Genomic DNA, 19,287 nt, shown 5'->3' with positions numbered 1-19,287 from the left:
GCAAATTGGTTTATTTCACAACGTTAGGGGGAGGAGAATGGATAAGCTGAATCCTTCGATGCGCATAAAAGTGAAGCGGGATACAGTGTATATACCCGATTCAGATGGAAGCGTGTATTTTCGCAATAACATCGGGACTTTCCGCATGAAGGGCGACATGATCGATCGGTGGGTAGATCAGTTGTTTCCCATGTTTAATGGTGTGCATACGTTGGAGCAATTGACCGACGATTTGCCGGAAGAATATCAGCAACAAATTTTTCAAGTGGCCGGTACACTTTTAGAAAATGGATTCCTTCAAGATGTGAGCCTGGAGAAACCACATGAATTATCACCAGAGGTCATGTCGAGGTATGCAGCTCAGATTGAATATTTGGATCAGTTAGGCGGATCAGGAGGGTATCGGTTTCAAAAATATCGAACAGAAAAAGTATTGGTGATCGGGGCAGGCTCCTTTCTCCTTTCTGTCATCCATGCATTGCTGGAATCGGGATGCGTTCAATTCCATTACGCCATCACGAATGAGACTGCGACCAATCGTGAGCGGCTAGAGGCGATGATAGAACATTCGCGTGGGAAGGACCCACACGTGAAGCTGGATGAACTCAAGCTGACGTCGTGGGAGGGAGCCGACTGGTCAGCGACCATCGAGCCTTTCACTGCTATTTTGTACACGTCAGCAAACGTAAACAAGGATGAAGTGAGTGTGATCCAGCTCGCGTGCAGAGAGCGTGAGAAAGTGTTTGTTCCAGCGTTATTTGTCCAGCAAAAAGGAATGGTAGGGCCGCTGATTCATCCACAGTCAGAGGCTTGCTTTGAATCGGCTTTGCGTCGCTTACATCGGCAGGCTTTGTGTGCGGACCCCGAACAACATCCATATTCAATGACCGCAGCAGCCATGCTGGCGAACATCGCTGTTTTTGAATGGTTTAAATACGTTTCAGGTGTCAATGAAGCAGAGGAACCAAACAAAATTTATTTGTTAAATCTGGAGACGATGGAAGGAAGCTGGCAATCCTACATGCCTCACCCCATGCAAAAAGAAGAGGTGGGCATAGAGGTATTGGATGAGAGAGAGCTTGAATTACGGATATCGAAAGAGACAGAACAGAAAGAAAGTCTATTGTCTCTGTTTCCGTCATGGACCTCCCCAGATAACGGGATTTTTCACAGCTGGGAAGAGGGGGAGCTTACGCAGCTACCACTGACACAGTGTAGGGTGACAGCAGTCGACCCTGTGGCAGATGGTCCTGCGGAGCTATTGTCAACAGTTGTATGCGCAGGATATACCCATGACGAGGCGCGAAGAGAAGCAGGATTGGTTGGGGCAGAGATGTATGTGGGAAGAATGGTGAACCACCTAATCACTCAAAATTCAGCTTATCAAGCCGATCTGGAGAGCAATATCGGAGTTGGAGCAGGAGAAACGGCAGCAGAAGGTTTATGCCGGGCGTTACAGCATTGTTTGACACTCACGTATGTGTCAGAAATGAAAGGACGACAACCAACGGCTAGACCTGTGCAGGTTGATTCGATTGTGGATGAACAGTCCCAGTTTTATGTACGGTCTTTCGCTACATTAGGTGAGAAACTGAGGGTTGCAAAAGGTCATGAGGTATGCGGATTTCCGGTTTATTGGGTGGAAACGCGCACGGGATGGTACGGGAGTATTGGCTTGTTAGAGCGAGAAGCATTGCGAAAAGCACTGATGTATGCCTTGCAACAGATTCAAACGCCAACCAATCAAGTGTCCAAGTATGTACTAACTGCGCAATCTGTCGGCTTGACAGGTGAAGCCATCGAACTTGCACGCAGTAGCGTTCAGGAAGAATCGGACATAGAGGTCTGGAAACAAGCTGTCGAGGTACTGGCTCTTCATCATCTTTCTCCTCGAATCATGAATGCCGCGATAGAGCCTTTCCTGGAAGAAGACCTTGGTGGCGTATTTGCCTTGCTGCTCTCGAGGAGGTGCTCCGATGAGTGCTGACATTCTTGTCATTGGAGACGGAATACTGGCAGAGCTGGTTTCAGAACATTTGAAGAACGACTATCGCGTCTGGAACAGTGAAGACATGGCGTCTGCGACAAGTGGAGCAGATTTGGCTCTCCTGTTGCACGATACGTATCATCCTGCTTTGCATGTACAGGCGGAAAAACATTTTCGCCAAACAAATATCCCGTGGCTGCGCGGCTTTGTTTCATTCGGGGAGGCCATCGTAGGTCCGTTGGTTTATCCAGATCAAACAGGGTGCTCCCAGTGTGCAGACATACGGCGATTGATGGCGGGACGCGATCGCAAAGAGATGTGGAAGGTACAAAATATGCTGAGGGAGAAAGGCGGCATACCCCGTGATCCATGGTCATCTCGCTCAGGGTTGTTACAAGTGGCATACCATGTCAGTGCGGAGGTTGAACGTATAGTTGAGGGTAGGCAAGCCCAGTTATCTGAGCATATCCAGTTTATTGATTTGCAAACATTGACCAGCACGCGCCACTTCTTCTTGCCCAATCCTGTATGTCCGGTATGCAGTCGGCTGCCTGAGGATTCTGAAGAGCGGGCAAGAATACGCTTGAAGCCTATTGTAAAGCAAAGTCCGGACAGCTACCGGACAAAATCTATAGCCTCTTTGAAAGAAGCTCTCTCCACCGAATATTTGGATTCCCGTACTGGGTTTTTGAATGGAAAAGTACGAGATCTTGTCTCGGTGTTCGCAGATGTAAGTGTCAATCTGCCGTTATTTTCACATGACGAGGGTACGGCTGGCAGGTCTGTTTCATATGCGGATAGTGAGATAACGGCGATTTTAGAAGGAATGGAAAGATATTGCGGGCTTATGCCGCGTGGCAAGAAGACGATGGTGCGTGACTGCTATGCAAACCTTGCGCCGTATGCCCTTGATCCGACAACAGCGGGGACCCATTCAGAAGAGCAGTATGCTCTGCCAAATTTTCCGTTTCAGCCATTTGATCCGAAGCGAGAGATGAACTGGGTATGGGGTTATTCCTTTAAAGAAGAACGACCCATTCTTGTACCTGAGCTCATGGCCTACTACAGTATGGGATTCGGGGAGGGTGTTGTATTTGAGACCTCCAATGGCTGTGCGTTAGGCGGTAGTTTGGAGGAGGCGATCTTCTACGGCATCCTCGAAGTGGTGGAGCGAGATGCTTTCTTGTTGACCTGGTATGCCCAATTGCCATTGCCGCGCCTCGATCCCGCTACGGTCAATGATCGGGAATTGCTTCTTCTCATTGATCGGATGCAGACTGTTACCAATTACGAATTGTACTTGTTCGATGCGACTATGGAAAATGGGATTCCCGCTGTATGGACGATTGCGAAAAACCGCGGAGCGGAAGGCCTGCACCTCGTTTGTGCAGCAGGTGCGCATCCAGACCCTATCCGCGCTGTGAAAAGCTCCATTTACGAAACGGCAGCCATGCTCATGACTTTGACAGACAAGTACGAAGCGAATCGAGACAAATACTTGCGTATGCTTCAAGATTCGTCCCTCGTGAAAAAGATGGACGATCATGCAATGCTTTACAGCTTGCCAGAAGCAGCGGAGCGCTTATCCTTTCTCATGGATGGTTCACGTCCGATGGTCTCTTTCGCTGAACGCTTTCCTGGAAAAATCCAAAATCATGATCTAACAGACGATTTGGGGGAGTTGCTCGGTGTATTCCAAAAGTTGGATCTCGATGTCATTGTGGTAGATCAAACGACACCAGAGGTAGGGCGCCATGGCTTATCTTGCGTGCGTGTATTGATTCCTGGCATGCTTCCGATGACTTTTGGCCAGCATCTTACGCGAATAACGGGATTGAAACGAGTATTGGAGGTCCCTGTGAAGCTGGGGTATGTGAAACAACCGCTGCGTGTAGACGAGTTGAATCCTTTTCCCCATCCGTTTCCATAACATGCATCTGGGAGTGAGCCGGATGAATCTCGAAAATTTCTTGTACCGCCTTCATTTTGATACAGAAAACGCCAGACCAAGTGATCTCGAAGTGGATTGGGGGGATGCGCCACTACCATACAAGCTGTACAGGGGGCAACCTGTCATTTCACTACCTGAAGACGTGTCTCTATCGCTCATAGATCAAACGGTTTCACAAGAGATGACTCTTCCACAATTGGGTGCATGGTTATGGTATAGCTATGGACTGATACAAATCAGTCAATCGTTGTTGGTAACCACGACTTCGGCAGATGCAGAATCTGAGTCGTTTTTGCCGCTTGTAATGAAGCGAAGGCCGGTTCCGTCTGGGGGAGGGCTCTATCCAAGCGAGCTGTACGTGTATTTGAAGCTGTCGAGTATTCCTCCAGGTCTATACCACTACGATGTGGCTCATCACAGACTCGTACAATTGCGCGAAGGGAATTTTGATCACGTCCTTAACCGAGCACTTGGTGGCAGTTGTCCAGTACATGCATGCTTTGGAGTTGCGTTCGTCTCCATCTATTTTTGGAAGAACTTTTTTAAGTATGATGAGTTTTCCTATCGATTGCAGGGCCTCGATGCTGGTGTACTGCTTGGACAATTGCAGGGAATGGCAAACCAACTCGGTGTTACGACTGCGGTACACTACCAGTTCCTGGATAGAGCGATGAATACACTGTTAGGATTGTCTGCCGATCAAGAGAGTGTCTACGCGGTAGTCCCTTTATCACTCCAAACAGAAGAGGGGAGGCATTCGCACTCACCGGCACAATGGATAGAACGAGAAAAAGGGGTGCTGGCAAGCGAGCTAGTCAGAGAACTACCTGAGCAAAAGCATGTGCAAGTGACACGCTCAAAAAGAATGAGACAATATCCTGCACTCCTGCAAATGAATGAAGCTGCTATGCAGGCATCTACCCATTCATTTCGACGATATTCGGATCAGGCGGAAAGCAAACGGCCTCGCCGGTCCGATGAGCGAATCCTTCTCCCGCGTTTGCAGAAACCTAGTTATGATTTGGCGGAATATTGCAGGGAGCGTTTTTCACCGGAAATGGACTTTATCAGGAGGAAAACGGACCAGAATCAGGTAGCGCGTATCATGGAAATGACGATGAGTGCGCTATCGTATGGCAATGATTTGGGGGGAAATCAAGAAGCAGCGTGGAGAAGGCTTTCACTCTTTGTCAGCATTCATCAGGTAGAAGGGATGAAAGATGGGGCATACGCTTACGAACCACTGGAGCACGCTCTTTATCCAATTGTCTATGGAGATTTACGAGCACGTCTACAAGAGGGAATGACCCTGGACAACGTGAATCTGTATCAAGTGCCGCTCTGCTTTCATGTAGTAGGAAAACGTGATCATCTGATGAATCAACTAGGGTTTAGAGGGTATCGCATCCAACAGATGGAGGCAGGAATCGTCGTGCATCACTTGCTTTTAGCAGCGTTCACGTGTGGAATGGGCGGTCATCCGTTACTCGGATTTGACGTGGAAAATTGCGATGATCTTTACAACCTAGCGTCCGAAGAGAAAACCTGCTTGATTCAAATTCCGGTCGGGCACTATCGCCCCCGCGCCAGATTTCAGACTGGACTTCATGGATAAAAAAGTGGAAGACCCGAGTCGCGATGACCCGGGTCTTGTTCTGGAAGTAAGGAGGGTATCGAGCTCATCTCGTTGTAAGGTAAGTGTCTCTTTATCCACCTTCAACCATCGAACGGTCAATCCACGATCAGCAGCAACAGTCAGCCACAGGCTTACATTGGGAATTGCTCCCGGATTTTTTCGATGGGGAAATGTACAGATGCGACTTCTAATCGCCAATCATTGGAGCGCATAAAACTTCCTGGAGGGTATTCAAAGACGCATTCTGATTGCAGAGTGAAACCGAGCTTACGGCAAATGGCATTGGAGGCAGGGTTGTCCACAGAGGGATAGGCATGAATAAACTTGTGTCTTCGTTCTTGTTTGATGCGGGTAATCAGTAAAGCTAAAGCTGCAGAGGCGATTCCTTTCCCTTGAAAGGGTGGGAGGACGCTCCAGCCTACTTCGTATACGTTTTCTCCTTGCCAGATGCGGTCCCAATAGCCGATGCTTCCGACGGGGGTGTGATCTGGGAGCAGTATGATGCTGAACATCCTGCTCGTTAGCTGTCTCCCCTTATTGACGTATCGCTCGTGTCGAGCTAGGAGCTGCTCTTCCGTCTCCGGGCCTCCGAGCTGCTCCATCATGACTGGTGCATTTAAAAGGCGTAGCAAAGAAAGATCGTCATCCGCCCAGGGTTGAATGCGGACAAGCTCAGTGTTTAGCGGTGTGGACATTCTCTCACTCCTTATCAATTAGATGGAAAATCATGCTATAATGGTGGTGCCCGAGTGATTCTTATTATCGGAGTATGAAGAGTAGCTGAGGTGTAGGAATAGACCCTTTCTGAAAAACATCTGGAGTGTAAATCCAACGTAAATATCGCCACGGACAATATAGGAAAGAGAAAGGGGTACTTGTTCCATGAATGAAAAAAGCATTCATACACAACGGCTCAAATTGATTCCATTTACACATAGAATAGCAACGAATATTTTGCAAGAAAATTACGAAGAGTTATTGGATATGGGGCTTACATTAGGCAAAGGCTGGCCAGATGAGGATGCGATGGAAACGATCCCCAAAATCATCCAAGCACTCGAACGCACAGGGGGACCGACAGGATTTGAATCGTGGATGATCCTTACAAAAGAAGACATGAAGATCATCGGGGATGTAGGATTCAAAGGAGTCCCGAATGCGCAGGGAGAAGTGGACATCGGCTATGGAATTATTGAAGCCGAGCGAAAAAAAGGCTACGCGTATGAGGCAGCAGAAGGTCTAGCGAATTGGGCGTTATTACAGCCAGATGTGAAAAAGATTACGGCGAAATGCCTGCTAGATAACATAGATTCCGCAAAATTATTAGTCAAAATGGGCTTTACAGAAATAAAGAGGGACGACACGATGATTTACTGGTCTAGGCAGAAAGAATAGTACGCTAGAACAGAATCAGAGTTTTACACAAAAAAGGACGCACACATGGCAGTCCTTTTTTTCATGGAGAACATCAATTGCTGGAATTTTCTATGGGAACGTAGTAGGTATGTTTCGTGCCATCTTTATACGTTACTTCGAGTACACCTGATTGAAGGGATGGGCCTTTTGCTTTTACTTTTTTCTTCGTGGAGAAATCTCCTGACTTCGAGTCGACTTGCAACGTAATGACCGTATTGAAGACTTGAATGGTTACGCGTTTGATTTCTTTATTCGAGACTTTCCCTGTCACTTCGATTTGGTAATACGATTTAGGGAGCTCACTTGATTCAGCATGGAGCTCAATCTCATCTGGATGGAGAGCTAGCCTTGGAAGAAATTTCGTCTGCATCTTTACGATTTCCTCTTTGCGTTCTTTATCTTCAGGTCCAACGAGGATGTGTACGTAAGAGTTTAACTGAAAATAGTCTGGCGTTAGATCTCTCGGCAGTTCGTCTGTTCGAAAATATTCATTTTGCTCAATCGTTTTCCCGGGCTTTACGTTTTTTTCCTTGATGTCCGGGGTACAGGCAGGTTCGTCTTCAGGGTAGGGAAGCTCCCAAGAGTCTCCAGAGGCAAACGCTTCTAGCCGATTTGTTACACCATAGCAATGCCCAGTCGTGTATGTGATGGGTTTCCGCGAAGTATTCGTGACAATGGTATTTACGTGGTACATTGGTGAGTCGTATTTTGGATTGTCGGTTTCGGTAACGGTCACTTGAAACCGAAGTCCCTCTTTCTTGAATGGTTTGTCAATGAAAAACATGCCGGTTGCTTTTGCTTGGGCCGCGTTTACATTCACGGCGCCAGCCGTCATAACCAGTAAAAGACATACGAGTGAATGGATAATCTTTCGAAACACACAGTTCACCTCCTCACGATTCGTTTTTGAAAAATGTGCATGGAGGCACCTTTTTAATATTCCATATATTACCTATCCTTGCAATGTTTTTTGTTCCGGAATATTTTAAATAAAAATTTTCAAAGGAAAGGTAACCCCAGACTTCCTTCTTTCGTATTGAAAGGAAGGAAAAGATGATCGCTTTTCATTGAACTATGCGACGCGTGTCTCTATACTGGAGAGATAAGCATTGGTAAATAATTGTGAGGGATAGCATGCAGAACTGGATGACCCAAATTATTGAACAATATAGTTACTTTGGCATCTTACTGATGATGGCACTGGAAAACATCTTCCCACCCATACCTTCAGAGGTGATCTTGACGTTCGGTGGATTTATGACGACGCAATCATCCTTAACGGTTTTTGGCGTAATCTTGTCAGCTACAATCGGTTCGGTGATTGGGGCAATCATTCTCTATGGAATCGGTTATTATCTGGACGTCAAAAAAATAGAGAAGATCGTAGAGAGATGGGGATATCTTCTGCGCATTAAAACGGCAGATATCCATAAGGCGAATAAATGGTTTGATCGATACGGGTACTGGACGGTCTTTTTTTGCCGCATGGTCCCATTAATCAGAAGCCTGATTTCCATTCCAGCTGGTATGACCAAAATGAATTTCCCGCTGTTCTTGTTGTTTACAACACTTGGTACGTTTATTTGGAACATCATCCTCGTGATGGCTGGTCACTTATTGGGGGAGTCATGGGAAGACATTCTGTACTACTTCGATCTCTATTCCAATGTCGTTTATGTTGTACTCGCCTTTGCGGGGATCGTGTTTCTCATCTTGTTCCTCCGCAAACGAAAAGTGGACGCCTAAAACCGAAAAACCATCTTTCCTTCGAGGGAAGGTGGTTTTTCCATATGGAAACCAAGAGGTAAACATATTACAAAAAGTCGTAATTTTCTTGCAAATACAAAACGCCGTAATTGCGCTAAGGTGTAGGGAGGGGGGAGTAGGTGACATGGGCACCGCCCTCATTCTTGAGGCTGGGAGAGATGCAACTTGATCGATTTGCTACTCGTAAACGGCGTAGTCATTACCATGGACAAAGACCGTCGGGTACTACAGGACGGGGCAATCGCCATTGACAAAGGAAGAATTTTGGAGGTAGGCGACACTCCACTTCTAAAAGACAAGTATCCCGCGCAAAAGGTTGTCGACTGCAAGCATCATTGTATACTGCCAGGCTTCATTGACACACATGGTCATGGCGGACATTCCTTGTTCAAAACGATTGCAACGGACAATATCAACGACTGGATGCCAATCATGACCAACACTTACAAGCACTACGTGACAGACGATTTCTGGTACTACGAGGGAAAGCTGTCAGCACTGGAGCGGCTTAAAGCCGGGATTACGACAGGTGTTAGCGTCTTAGGCTCGATGCCTTGCTCTGATGATCCGATCTTTGCCTTGAATCACGCCAAAGCGTACAACGAGGTTGGCGTCCGCGAAATCGTAGCGACAGGTCCATGCAACCCACCGTGGCCGCATTCCTTTAGCCGCTGGGTCGATGGACAAAAAGTAACGAAGGAAGTCACCTATGAGCAGGTTCTCGCTGGAGCAGAAGCGGTGATCGAAGCCCTGAATCACGCGAATAACGGATAAAACCAGAGCATACATAACACCATTTGTCATCGTGACCTCTGTCAATCCGTCCTATCCGACACCAGCTGACCAATTGTTTGGCTTAACCGATTTCGACCGGTACCAAGCGCGAAAAATTAGAGAGATTGCGAAAAGGTACGATACGCGCATCCATTCTGATGCTTTTGGAGGCATGATTCACCTCGCGATCCAAGACAAAGAGTACGCGCTGCTCGGTCCAGACGTACACTTGCAGCATTGTCGGGGGATTTCGTTTGATGAGGCGAAAATTTTGGCCGAAACAGGAACGAATGTGAGCGCTTCTCCTGGTTTTGGTCAAATCAACGCACGGACCCCGATTACGGAATTGCTGGAGATGGGAGCGACTGTTGCGATCACGACAGACGGTACTTCGCCGATGACTCCTTTTGACATGTTTCAGGCCATGCGCAGAATGCAGCTGCTGCAACAAGCGGCGCTACGTGATTACTATTACCTCCCGCCGGGCAAGCTGCTGGAAATGGTAACAATTGATGCGGCGCGCTGTGTCGGCTGGGATGACGAGCTGGGGTCTCTTGAGGCTGGTAAAAAAGCGGACGTCATTACCGTAAATATGCATCAGGCCCACTTGAATCCAGAGAACATGCACGTCCATCGTGTCGTCTATCAGGCAGTCGGTGGAGATGTGAACCACGTCATTGTCGACGGTGAGCTGATTATGGACGAGCGCCGTGTTTTGACTGTAGATGAAAAGCAAATCCTCAAGGAAGCGAATGAAGAGGCGAATCGCACAATCGAGCGGGCAGGCCTGGAAATCTACATGCAGCCAAGCAAGTATTTCTGGGGGCATGCGCGAGCTTATTTGGATGAGAGAAGGTTTGATCCGACGAAGCTCGGATATTGATAAGTAAAGTGCGTGGTTTGTTAATAGGGTAAGTAGTTGAATGAGGTCTAATTCTCGGATTCATAGAAGCGATACTGGGTGTACTCTCAGTAACGCTTCTTCCAGTTTTACTCAGGAATAGACCAGGATTTGTGACGCCTTGTGGAGAAGTGGTATTTTGAACGGTAAGATGAAAAACTCCAGCCTAATTATTCGAGGTGAGTTTTATGAAAAGGAAGATCGCTATTTCTCTGATTTTAACAGCGATTGCATCTATTGCTGTTATCACATTTTTATTTTATCAAACCAGTAATGTCTATTATAAGTTTTCGGAAGGCGCCTCTCCCGAACAAATCGAAGCATTAAAGAAAAATAACATCGACTTTCTTATAAAACCAGACAGTTCCATATGGGTCAACCGATCGGATGAAATGGACGTAGTGCAATGCTGCACCTAAAGTGTCGCCCTTGCATTGAATAGGAGAAGGTGCCCGCCGCCTTCCCTTTTTTTATCGGATTATAGTTGACAAAAACGATAGGATTAATCATTATTTATTCATAATCCCCATCGACTAAGTTGGAATAAAAAGAGGTGCATTCATGTATCTGACTATTGATAATGTTACGAAACATTTTGTAAATGAGCAGAAACAAAAAGTAAAGGTGCTGGATGATATCAATCTGGAAGTGGAAAAGGGCAGCTTCGTTTCCATTGTCGGCCCCTCTGGCTGTGGAAAATCGACGCTGCTTTACTTGATAGCGGGATTGGATCAACCGGACAACGGTGACATCCACGTTGCTGGCAATAAAGTGAATAAGCCCGGACCTGACAGAGTTGTCGTTTTTCAAGAAGCAGGGTTATTTCCATGGCTGACCGTTTTGGAAAATGTTACATACGGGCTCAAGTTGAAGAAAATGTCTACAGCGAAAGCCAACGAAAAGGCGCTGGAAGTGCTCAAGATGGTCCATTTAAGCAAGTATGTTCATTCCTATCCCCATCAGCTCTCAGGAGGGATGAAGCAACGCGTAGCTATCGCTCGGGCACTTGTCATGGAACCCGACATTTTGCTGATGGATGAACCGTTCTCGGCGCTGGATGAACAGACGCGGATGGTTCTTCATAAGGAGCTGCTTGAGATTTGGCGGACGACCAAGGTCACGATTTTTTTCGTCACCCATAATATCCGGGAGGCCGTTTTACTTGCGGAGAGAATCGTCGTTTTTGCCACACGCCCGGGAAAAATCAAGGAAATCATTGCGGTTCCTGCCATGCGCGATGGGGTCATGCCGGACAGTGTGACAGTAAGCACCGAGCAGAAGGTGCTGTCGATTCTGCAAGAAGAGATAGAAAAGGTGCTGAAGGAGGAAATGGGCAATGACTACAGCTTTAAGACGGGTCATCTTCATCGCTATGATAGCGGCGATATGGGAAGTCACATCTAAATTATCTGGGCTGCCATCGTTCATGTTTCCCAGCTTGACCCAGGTTTTTGAAACACTCGTAAATGGCTTGATAAGCGGGCAAATTACCGCCGCGATTGGAAAAAGCATGGGACGAATCCTGTTGGGCTTTCTCATTGCTATTATCATCGGACTGATATTGGGTTACTTCATTTGGAGGTACAAACTCGTAGAAGATACGCTTGGCTTTGTGGTGACTGCGCTTCAATCTATCCCAAGTATTGTCTGGTTTCCGCTTGCGATTATCTGGTTTGGCTTAAATGACTTCTCCATCCTGTTCATCGTGACGATTGGGGCGACCTGGACGATGACGGTCAACGCGACCAGCGGTTTCAAAAATGTCCCCCCGCTATATCAACGGGTAGCCAAGACTTATGGTTCGACTGGCTTTCACTTCGTTCGAACGGTCATTCTTCCTGCATCCGTACCACAGATCATCTCTGGGCTTCGGATCGCTTGGGCGTTTTCCTGGCGGGCACTCATGGCTGGTGAGTTGCTCGGGGGTGGCGGTGGTCTTGGGCAATTACTCGAGATGGGCCGTTCACTTGGACAAATGGATTTGGTGATATCTGTCATGATCATTATTGCGATCATCGGAACCATCGTCGATAATGTTGTCTTTTCACGGATCGAACGCAACGTTCAGATGAAGTGGGGAGTCCATTCATAAAAGAAAAATGGCTAAGGAGTGTGTCGTCACATGCTAAAAAAAGTGTTCAGTACCGTTGTCGCATCCCTATTATTAATGGGGATTGCTAGCGGGTGCTCTACAGGCGGAGCCGAATCCTCAGAGAAGGAAGTCAAGATCGGATATTTCCCAAATCTGACCCATAGCGCAACGATCATTGCATTGGAGAAAGGCTATTTCAAGGAAGCTTTCGGTGCGGATGTAAAGATTCAAACGAAAACGGTCGCCAATGGCGGATTGTTTATGGAAGCAATGGCAACAAAGGCGATTGACGTAGGGACAGTCGGACCTGGACCGCTGTTGAACTTTTATGTCAAGCATCCCGGGTATCGTTTGATTTCAGGTGCGGTCAATGGCGGAGCTGTGCTCGTCATGAATGGTTCAACCAATATTACCGAACTAAAGGATTTAAAAGGCAAAAGAATCACGATTCCGGTAATCGGTAGCACACAGGATGTCATGCTCAGAAAAGCACTGAATGAGGTTGGCCTGAAACCGACGACGAATGGTGGAGATGTGGAACTATATGCGGCGGCTCCGGCAGATACGGCAGCCTTATTCGTACAAAAATCCGTTGACGGTGCAGCAACGCAGGAGCCGTGGGGATATGTCCTGGAAAATCAGGCAGGAGGAAAACTGCTTTTGGACTGGGATCAATTCGCTTGGGGGAAAGAATCAACCAATACCGTGGTAGCAGCCAGCGATGAATTTTTGAAACGAGAAGGATTGGCAACCGCCTACCTGCAAGCACATAAAAAGGCAGTCAAATTCATTCAGGAAAATCCCGAAGAAAGCCAAGACTTGATCATCAAACATTTGAAAAATCTGACTGGCAAAGAGTTGAGCAAAAAAGAAGTGCAGGCAGCCTTTTCCCGTTTGGAAGTTACAACAGCGGTTAATGAAAAAGTCATTCAGGAAATGGCAGATATCAGCCAGGAAGCCGGATATATTTCCAGTAATAAAATCGATGGTTTGATCGATTTGAAATATTTGGAAGCAGCGAAATAAATCGGGTGAGAAGAAGGAATATTCAGCAGGAGGAAAGAGGGGTGGAAAGGAATTAGATGGGAAAGGAGGTCGTTCCACGATGAGACCACATGAACAAGGAAATAATCAACCGATCGACAGCTCATTAGAGACACAGATTCATACTGATTTCCAAAAGGAGATGACGTACGGGGATTATTTACAGCTCGATCAAATCTTATCGAGTCAACAGCTTCAATCTACCCATCATGATGAAATGCTGTTTATTATCATTCATCAGGTGAGTGAGCTATGGATGAAACAAATTTTGCACGAACTGTCAGCAGCAAATGAATGCATCTGCAATCATGATCTGGAGCCTGCTTTCAAAATGTTCGCGCGAGTCTCGCGTATCCAGCAGCAATTGATTAAATCGTGGGATGTCCTTTCTACATTGACGCCAGCTGACTACCTCCAGTTCCGTGACAAGCTGGGTCATTCGTCCGGATTTCAATCCTATCAAAACCGACTGATCGAATTTACGCTAGGATATAAGAACCAGCATGTCCTTGCGGTGTATGCGCATCAACCAGAGCTTCACGCCCAGATGAGTGTGGCCTTGCAGCAGCCTAGCATTTATGATGCGGCGATCATGGAGATGGCTGTTCGGGGCTTGCCGATTGATCCGGAATGCTTGAATCGCGATTGGTCGCAACCATATCAACCCAATCAGAGTGTAGAGCAAGCCTGGCTGACCGTGTATCGAAATGTGAACCAGTATTGGGATTTGTACGAGTTGGCAGAAAAGCTGGTGGATATCGCAAGTCAGCAACAGCAATGGCGCTTTAACCATATGACGACAGTCGAACGTATCATAGGCCAAAAGACGGGAACGGGTGGGTCATCAGGCGTCATGTACTTACGCAGAGCGCTCGATCACCGTTTTTTCCCGGAGCTTTGGAGCTTGCGGACACAGTTGTAAAAAACTCTTCAAAAAACAGCGAGAAAAGCGTCTTGGGGACCCAGGGCGCTTTTTGGCATGTAGTACTCAATTCACATCTTTTCACATATCTTTCCTAATAATGGGTACAAATACCCTTCTTTTCCTGACAAACATATGTTTTCATTTTTTATAGTATACCTTATTTTTCAAGTACAACCAGAAATGGAGTGGGCATTTGGATGGAAACAATGAAGCCACCTATGGAAGTGTTATATGCGAAACAGCTGAATGCACTGCGATCCCAGGATACAGGGACAAAACCTCCCAATTGGCTGATGTCGCCCAGAGCTGTGCGCGACTTTATTTTAGGAACGGATGAACCCCTTTCTTATGAGGGCGAAAGTATACCGATTACGAAGAAGTTCTATGGAGACGATGTACTTATTGAGCGTGCAATCGTCACGTTGGCAGGCAATCGCGGCTTAATGCTTGTCGGAGAACCTGGAACGGCAAAAACGATGCTCTCTGAGCTGCTGTCTGCGGCTATCTCTGGTACGAGCACGAATACGATCCAAGGCACCGCGGGAACGACAGAGGATATGATCAAATACTCCTGGAACTACGCGATGCTGCTGGACAAAGGTCCTTCGTTGCAAGCGCTGGTTCCTTCTCCTTTATACACCGGAATGAGCAAGGGAATCATTACCCGTTTTGAGGAGATTACCCGTTGTCCGTTTGAGGTTCAAGACGTGTTGATTAGTATTTTGAGCGACAAGGTGATGAACATTCCCGAGCTGTCAGACGGAATCCTGTTTGCCAAGCCCGGTTTTAATATCATTGCAACAGCAAACTTGCGGGACAAAGGCGTCAATGAAATGAGTAGCGCCCTCAAACGCCGTTTTAACTTCGAGACAATCGCGCCGATTAATCATGTGAAAATGGAAGCCCAAATTATCGAATCCCAAGCAAAAGTGATTCTGGAGCAAAGTGGAGTAAACATCGAAATCGATCGCGATGTGGTTGAGATATTGGCGACTACCTTCATGGAACTGCGGATGGGCGAGACCAAGGAAGGATTCAAAATCGATTCCCCTCAATCCGTGATGAGCACAGCCGAAGCCGTATCCGTCTATGTTCAAAGTGCAATGACGTCCCATTACTATGATGGCAGGTCAATTTCCATGGATCGACTGGTGCAGAACATGCTGGGAGCCGTCGTCAAGGAAAACCAAAAGGACGCAAATATCCTGAAAACCTACTTTACCAAAGTGGTCAAAGAACGGGCAAAGGAAGAGGGTCTATGGGGAACGTATTACAACGAGAAGAAATGGATCAAATAAAAAATCAGGACCGCTTCATAAAATCATTCGTCGAAGATGAGGTCTACAACCTCAGCAAACAGGTCGTCTATTTCCCGGTTCGTCATCATAGTCCTGCATGCGCGTTTCATTTGAAAAAAACGATCGAAGAGTATCAACCGGAAATCATTTTGATTGAAGGCCCGGACCATAGCAATCATATCATTCCGATCTTAACGGATGAACGGACGAAGCCTCCTGTGAGCATTTATTATGCGTACGCCTCAGGGGAGCAAAAATACGTCTGTTACTTTCCGTTTCTTCTGTATTCGCCGGAATATGTGGCCTTGGTCGAAGCAAAACGCCGGCAGATTCCCGCTGCTTTCATTGATCTAAGCTACGGAAGCCGCCTGGAGAGCTTGGAAGACGGCCATGATTTGAAAAAGAAGAATGAAAAGCTGTCTTATCACGATGAGCGCATGCTGGCAGGCTCGCAGTTTATTCAGCGATTGTGCCAGACGATGAAATGCCGGAACTTTGATGAGCTGTGGGAAAAGTTTTTTGAGATTGATGGGATTCGCAAACAGACGAAGGATTTCGTCAAGGATGTCTTTGCCTACTGCTACCTGTCTCGAAAATGCTATGATGACGCTACTTTGGAAGCGGAAGGCGATTTGATTCGCGAGGCGCACATGCGTCAAAAAATTGCAGAGGCAAAGAAAAAGCATGCGAGAATTCTCGTGGTAACCGGGGGCTTTCATACATACGGACTCATCGAGGAACGCAAGACTTCCTACAAGATACAAAAGGTGCAGGAAGAAAAAATATATCCGATGGTGTACACGTACCAGGAAGCAGATCAGTTGAATGGATACGCAAGCGGGATGCCGTACGTCCATTATTACGAGAGTGTGTGGAAGGCACTGGAGAAGAAGGAGCGTGCTCCCTTCTCGAAAAGCGCGTTAACGTACCTTCCACAACTGCTAAAAAAATTGCGTGGCAAGGGAGAAACGACGTCTACAGCGGATGCGATCGAAGCATATAGCCTCATGAACGGCTTGGCTGTCATGCGGGAAAAGGCTGAGGGCGGTGCCTATGAGTTGCTCGATTCCGTTCTCTCTGCTTTTACAAAAGGCGAGCGCTCGATAGCAACCTCTCAGCCGATCGAGACATTGCGAGAGCTGTTAACCGGAGACGGAATCGGTGAAGTGGCTCCTAATTCACTGGATGTGCCCATCGTTCACGATTGCAAAGACAGATGTAAATCGTTAAAGCTCGCGATCACGACGACAGCGCGCAATCAAAAGGTGCTAGAGCTGTATGCCAAAAAGTCGCATCGCGAAGCCAGCCAGTTTTTTCACTGCATGCAGTTCTTGGGCACAGAATTTTGCACCAAAGAAGCCGGACCTGACTGGATGAACAACCGAAATGTCAATCTCGTCCGAGAAACATGGCGCTACAGCTATTCCTCCTTCGTAGAAGCCCGTCTGATCGAGAGCTCGGTCTACGGTGGGACGGTGAAGGAGGCAGCTGCCCATAAGCTAGCCGATATGGTAAAAGAACTGCCGCAGCATCAGAGCTATGAGCTGGCAAAATGGCTTTTGATGGCGGTTGTTATGGGGTTGGAAGAGCTGTCGGAAAGGCTCTTTGAATCTGTAGTAGAGTCCGTTAGGCAGGATGGACATTTTCTCTCGCTATGCAAAACGTTAAAGACACTCACCATTCTTTTGGAGCAAAAACGGTTGTTCGGTCTTAGCGAAACAGAACGGTTGGAGAACTTGGTGGAAGAAGTATATTACCAGGCTGTGACAAAAATCGTCGAGCAGGGAAACCCGAACCCCAACGAACTAGATGAGTTGGCCGATCAGCTCAAATTCCTCTACATGCTGAGTGAGAAGAGACAGGCGGATGATTCCCGAGAGATTTTCAGTGATCAACTGCGGGAATTGCTGCGTAACGACAAGCTCCCCGCGAAACTGGAGGGGGTAGTGGTCGCGATCTTGTGCAATCTCGAAGTGATCGACCGTGCAGAAATCTCCAGACGTGCCCGTGCCTATATGTTCGGCTCGCCTGAGCAAATGCTGCATACCGCCGCGTATTTACATGGCGTTTTTATCGTGGCTCGTGACTATCTCTTTCATCAAGAGGAAATCCTGCGCGATCTGCATCAGATGATTACATCCTTGGCCTACGACGACTTTTTGCAGGTAGTGCCTGAACTGCGATTGGCGTTTACATATTTTAGCCCAATGGAAATTAGTATGCTCTCGGAAAAAGTGGCAGCTCTCTTCCAAACGACGGTGGACCAAGTCACGAATCCAGTCATCGATGAGCGTACCTTGCGTGATGCCCGCATGCTCGATCAAGCGATCAAGGAGGAGTTTGCCAAATGGAACCTGATTTGAGCCGCGAAGCCTTGAACCGCTGGCGGTTGTTATTGGGCTCGCATGCCGAGGAATCATTGGAAGGCAGCGGGGTCTATCAATCATCCGAGTTTTCCTATCAGGAATTGGACTCGATTCTTGAATTTTTATACAACCGTGAATACGGAGAAGAGCAAGGCTATCGAAAAGAAGGCGGCCGAGGAGAATCGGCATTGACGGTTCCCTCCTGGCTGAACAAAATCCGCAAGCTGTTTCCCAAGAAGACGGTAGAAATCCTCGAGCGGCAAGCTCTGGATCGCTATAACATGACAGAGCTGTTGACTGACAAAAAAGTGTTGGAAAGCATGGAGCCCAACATGACCCTCTTAAAAAACATCCTCCAATTTAAAGGCAGGATGAAAGGAGAGGTCGTAAAAAGTGCAAAGGAAATTGTACGCAAGGTCGTAGACGATATACGGCGTCAGCTTGAAAATGAAGTGCAGACCAGCATCGTCGGCAAGCGCAATCGCCACAAACGCGGTTATACGAAGTCGATGAAAAATCTGGATGTCCATAAAACGATTCGTAAAAATTTGAAGAACTACGATCGCAAAAAAAGCCGTTTTATCATCGATGAGCTGTATTTCCACAGCAATATCCAGCATCACAACAAATGGAACATCGTCATTGTTGTGGATGAGAGCGGCAGTATGATGGACTCTGTGATTTACAGCTCCGTTATGGCAAGTATTTTTTACAAGCTCGCTGCCTTGAAGACAAATTTGGTTATTTTTGATACGAAGGTCGTTGATTTGAGCGATAGACTGGATGATCCGGTCGATGTGCTGATGAGTGTGCAGCTTGGTGGGGGGACTCATATTGCACAGGCGCTCAAATACGGAAGAACACTGCTCGAAAATCCATCGAAGACGATATTTATCCTCGTCAGCGATTTGGAGGAAGGCTACCCGATCAAGGAAATGTATCGCCAAAGCAAGGAGATTATCGACGCAGGCTGCAAGTTTTTAGTGTTGACGGCTTTGGATTTCAATGGCAACGCTACGTACAACCAGCATGCTGCCAGGGTATTGAGCGATATGGGAGCAAACGTTGCCGCGATCACGCCTGATGAACTCGCACAGTGGATTGGTAAAGTGATCAAATAGAGAGAAGGA

Annotated in this window: 16 protein-coding genes; 14 read left to right on the top strand and 2 right to left on the bottom strand. The window is 47.2% G+C overall.

Annotated elements, in window-relative coordinates:
- The first annotated feature begins 37 nt into the window (after window positions 1-37).
- From HP570_RS11620 to HP570_RS11610, 3 genes are read left to right on the top strand one after another with little or no spacing between them, the layout of a single operon-like run.
- Window positions 38-1,987 carry a putative thiazole-containing bacteriocin maturation protein gene (locus tag HP570_RS11620; RefSeq protein WP_173625866.1) on the top strand — a complete coding sequence of 650 codons (1,950 nt, stop codon included), beginning with the start codon at window positions 38-40 and terminating at the stop codon, window positions 1,985-1,987.
- Complete coding sequence (locus tag HP570_RS11615; RefSeq protein WP_173625865.1) at window positions 1,977-3,917, top strand: TOMM precursor leader peptide-binding protein; 1,941 nt, start codon at window positions 1,977-1,979, stop codon at window positions 3,915-3,917. The genes HP570_RS11620 and HP570_RS11615 overlap by 11 nt, the downstream gene beginning before the upstream one ends.
- Window positions 3,918-3,939: 22 nt before the next feature.
- Window positions 3,940-5,553, top strand: a complete 1,614-nt coding sequence (locus HP570_RS11610) for a SagB family peptide dehydrogenase (RefSeq protein WP_173625864.1) — start codon at window positions 3,940-3,942, stop codon at window positions 5,551-5,553.
- 152 nt (window positions 5,554-5,705) lie between these two features.
- Here the strand turns inward: HP570_RS11610 and HP570_RS11605 are convergent, their stop codons facing one another.
- On the bottom strand, window positions 5,706-6,269 hold the full coding sequence (locus HP570_RS11605; protein ID WP_173625863.1) for a GNAT family N-acetyltransferase: 564 nt from the start codon (window positions 6,267-6,269) through the stop codon (window positions 5,706-5,708).
- Window positions 6,270-6,456: 187 nt separating this feature from the next.
- Here HP570_RS11605 and HP570_RS11600 point away from each other — a divergent pair, with 187 nt between their 5' ends.
- The gene (locus HP570_RS11600) at window positions 6,457-6,969 is read left to right on the top strand and encodes a GNAT family N-acetyltransferase (protein WP_015891003.1); all 513 of its coding nucleotides are present in this window, start codon (window positions 6,457-6,459) and stop codon (window positions 6,967-6,969) included.
- A gap of 73 nt (window positions 6,970-7,042) precedes the next feature.
- Here HP570_RS11600 and HP570_RS11595 read toward each other — a convergent pair whose 3' ends face one another.
- The gene (locus HP570_RS11595) at window positions 7,043-7,870 is read right to left on the bottom strand and encodes a hypothetical protein (protein ID WP_173625862.1); all 828 of its coding nucleotides are present in this window, start codon (window positions 7,868-7,870) and stop codon (window positions 7,043-7,045) included.
- Between the two features lie 254 nt (window positions 7,871-8,124).
- Here HP570_RS11595 and HP570_RS11590 point away from each other — a divergent pair, with 254 nt between their 5' ends.
- The 10 genes from HP570_RS11590 to HP570_RS11550 all read left to right on the top strand — a co-directional run bounded on the left by HP570_RS11590 (window position 8,125) and on the right by HP570_RS11550 (window position 19,278).
- Complete coding sequence (locus HP570_RS11590) at window positions 8,125-8,736, top strand: DedA family protein (RefSeq protein ID WP_015891005.1); 612 nt, start codon at window positions 8,125-8,127, stop codon at window positions 8,734-8,736.
- 186 nt (window positions 8,737-8,922) lie between these two features.
- Window positions 8,923-9,531 (top strand): amidohydrolase family protein, encoded by a 609-nt coding sequence (locus HP570_RS29605; RefSeq protein WP_254495244.1) that lies wholly within the window; start codon window positions 8,923-8,925, stop codon window positions 9,529-9,531.
- 31 nt (window positions 9,532-9,562) lie between these two features.
- Complete coding sequence (locus HP570_RS29600) at window positions 9,563-10,414, top strand: amidohydrolase family protein (RefSeq protein WP_309139193.1); 852 nt, start codon at window positions 9,563-9,565, stop codon at window positions 10,412-10,414.
- 579 nt (window positions 10,415-10,993) lie between these two features.
- Window positions 10,994-11,836 carry an ABC transporter ATP-binding protein gene (locus HP570_RS11580; RefSeq protein WP_142496025.1) on the top strand — a complete coding sequence of 281 codons (843 nt, stop codon included), beginning with the start codon at window positions 10,994-10,996 and terminating at the stop codon, window positions 11,834-11,836.
- Window positions 11,769-12,524, top strand: a complete 756-nt coding sequence (locus HP570_RS11575) for an ABC transporter permease (protein WP_020372021.1) — start codon at window positions 11,769-11,771, stop codon at window positions 12,522-12,524. Before HP570_RS11580 ends, HP570_RS11575 begins: the two co-directional genes overlap by 68 nt.
- Window positions 12,525-12,554: 30 nt before the next feature.
- Window positions 12,555-13,550, top strand: a complete 996-nt coding sequence (locus tag HP570_RS11570) for an aliphatic sulfonate ABC transporter substrate-binding protein (protein ID WP_016740510.1) — start codon at window positions 12,555-12,557, stop codon at window positions 13,548-13,550.
- 79 nt (window positions 13,551-13,629) lie between these two features.
- Window positions 13,630-14,490, top strand: coding sequence for a tryptophan 2,3-dioxygenase (gene kynA / locus HP570_RS11565; protein ID WP_173625861.1), 861 nt, complete (start codon window positions 13,630-13,632; stop codon window positions 14,488-14,490).
- 200 nt (window positions 14,491-14,690) lie between these two features.
- On the top strand, window positions 14,691-15,791 hold the full coding sequence (locus HP570_RS11560) for an ATP-binding protein (protein WP_172801856.1): 1,101 nt from the start codon (window positions 14,691-14,693) through the stop codon (window positions 15,789-15,791).
- Entirely contained in the window at window positions 15,752-18,154 is a 2,403-nt protein-coding gene (locus tag HP570_RS11555; RefSeq protein ID WP_173625860.1) for a DUF5682 family protein, read from the top strand. The genes HP570_RS11560 and HP570_RS11555 overlap by 40 nt, the downstream gene beginning before the upstream one ends.
- The gene (locus HP570_RS11550) at window positions 18,139-19,278 is read left to right on the top strand and encodes a VWA domain-containing protein (protein ID WP_016740514.1); all 1,140 of its coding nucleotides are present in this window, start codon (window positions 18,139-18,141) and stop codon (window positions 19,276-19,278) included. Before HP570_RS11555 ends, HP570_RS11550 begins: the two co-directional genes overlap by 16 nt.
- Window positions 19,279-19,287 lie beyond the last annotated feature (9 nt).

Source organism: Brevibacillus sp. RS1.1 (assembly GCF_013284365.1).
Lineage (GTDB): Bacteria > Bacillota > Bacilli > Brevibacillales > Brevibacillaceae > Brevibacillus > Brevibacillus brevis_D.
The sequence above is the reverse complement of the archived record's forward strand: the minus strand, read 5'-3'. Positions and strand labels throughout refer to the sequence as shown.

What these genes read in the sequence shown, in the direction of transcription:
- HP570_RS11555 (WP_173625860.1), top strand. Translation starts at nt 15,752, where the DNA reads ATGGGGAACGTATTACAACGAGAAGAAATGGATCAAATAAAAAATCAG.
- HP570_RS11550 (WP_016740514.1), top strand. Translation starts at nt 18,139, where the DNA reads ATGGAACCTGATTTGAGCCGCGAAGCCTTGAACCGCTGGCGGTTGTTA.
- HP570_RS11575 (WP_020372021.1), top strand. Translation starts at nt 11,769, where the DNA reads ATGACTACAGCTTTAAGACGGGTCATCTTCATCGCTATGATAGCGGCG.
- HP570_RS11615 (WP_173625865.1), top strand. Translation starts at nt 1,977, where the DNA reads ATGAGTGCTGACATTCTTGTCATTGGAGACGGAATACTGGCAGAGCTG.
- HP570_RS11580 (WP_142496025.1), top strand. Translation starts at nt 10,994, where the DNA reads ATGTATCTGACTATTGATAATGTTACGAAACATTTTGTAAATGAGCAG.
- HP570_RS11620 (WP_173625866.1), top strand. Translation starts at nt 38, where the DNA reads ATGGATAAGCTGAATCCTTCGATGCGCATAAAAGTGAAGCGGGATACA.
- HP570_RS11590 (WP_015891005.1), top strand. Translation starts at nt 8,125, where the DNA reads ATGCAGAACTGGATGACCCAAATTATTGAACAATATAGTTACTTTGGC.
- HP570_RS11600 (WP_015891003.1), top strand. Translation starts at nt 6,457, where the DNA reads ATGAATGAAAAAAGCATTCATACACAACGGCTCAAATTGATTCCATTT.
- HP570_RS11570 (WP_016740510.1), top strand. Translation starts at nt 12,555, where the DNA reads ATGCTAAAAAAAGTGTTCAGTACCGTTGTCGCATCCCTATTATTAATG.
- HP570_RS11560 (WP_172801856.1), top strand. Translation starts at nt 14,691, where the DNA reads ATGGAAACAATGAAGCCACCTATGGAAGTGTTATATGCGAAACAGCTG.
- kynA (WP_173625861.1), top strand. Translation starts at nt 13,630, where the DNA reads ATGAGACCACATGAACAAGGAAATAATCAACCGATCGACAGCTCATTA.
- HP570_RS11605 (WP_173625863.1), bottom strand. Translation starts at nt 6,269, where the DNA reads ATGTCCACACCGCTAAACACTGAGCTTGTCCGCATTCAACCCTGGGCG.
- HP570_RS11610 (WP_173625864.1), top strand. Translation starts at nt 3,940, where the DNA reads ATGAATCTCGAAAATTTCTTGTACCGCCTTCATTTTGATACAGAAAAC.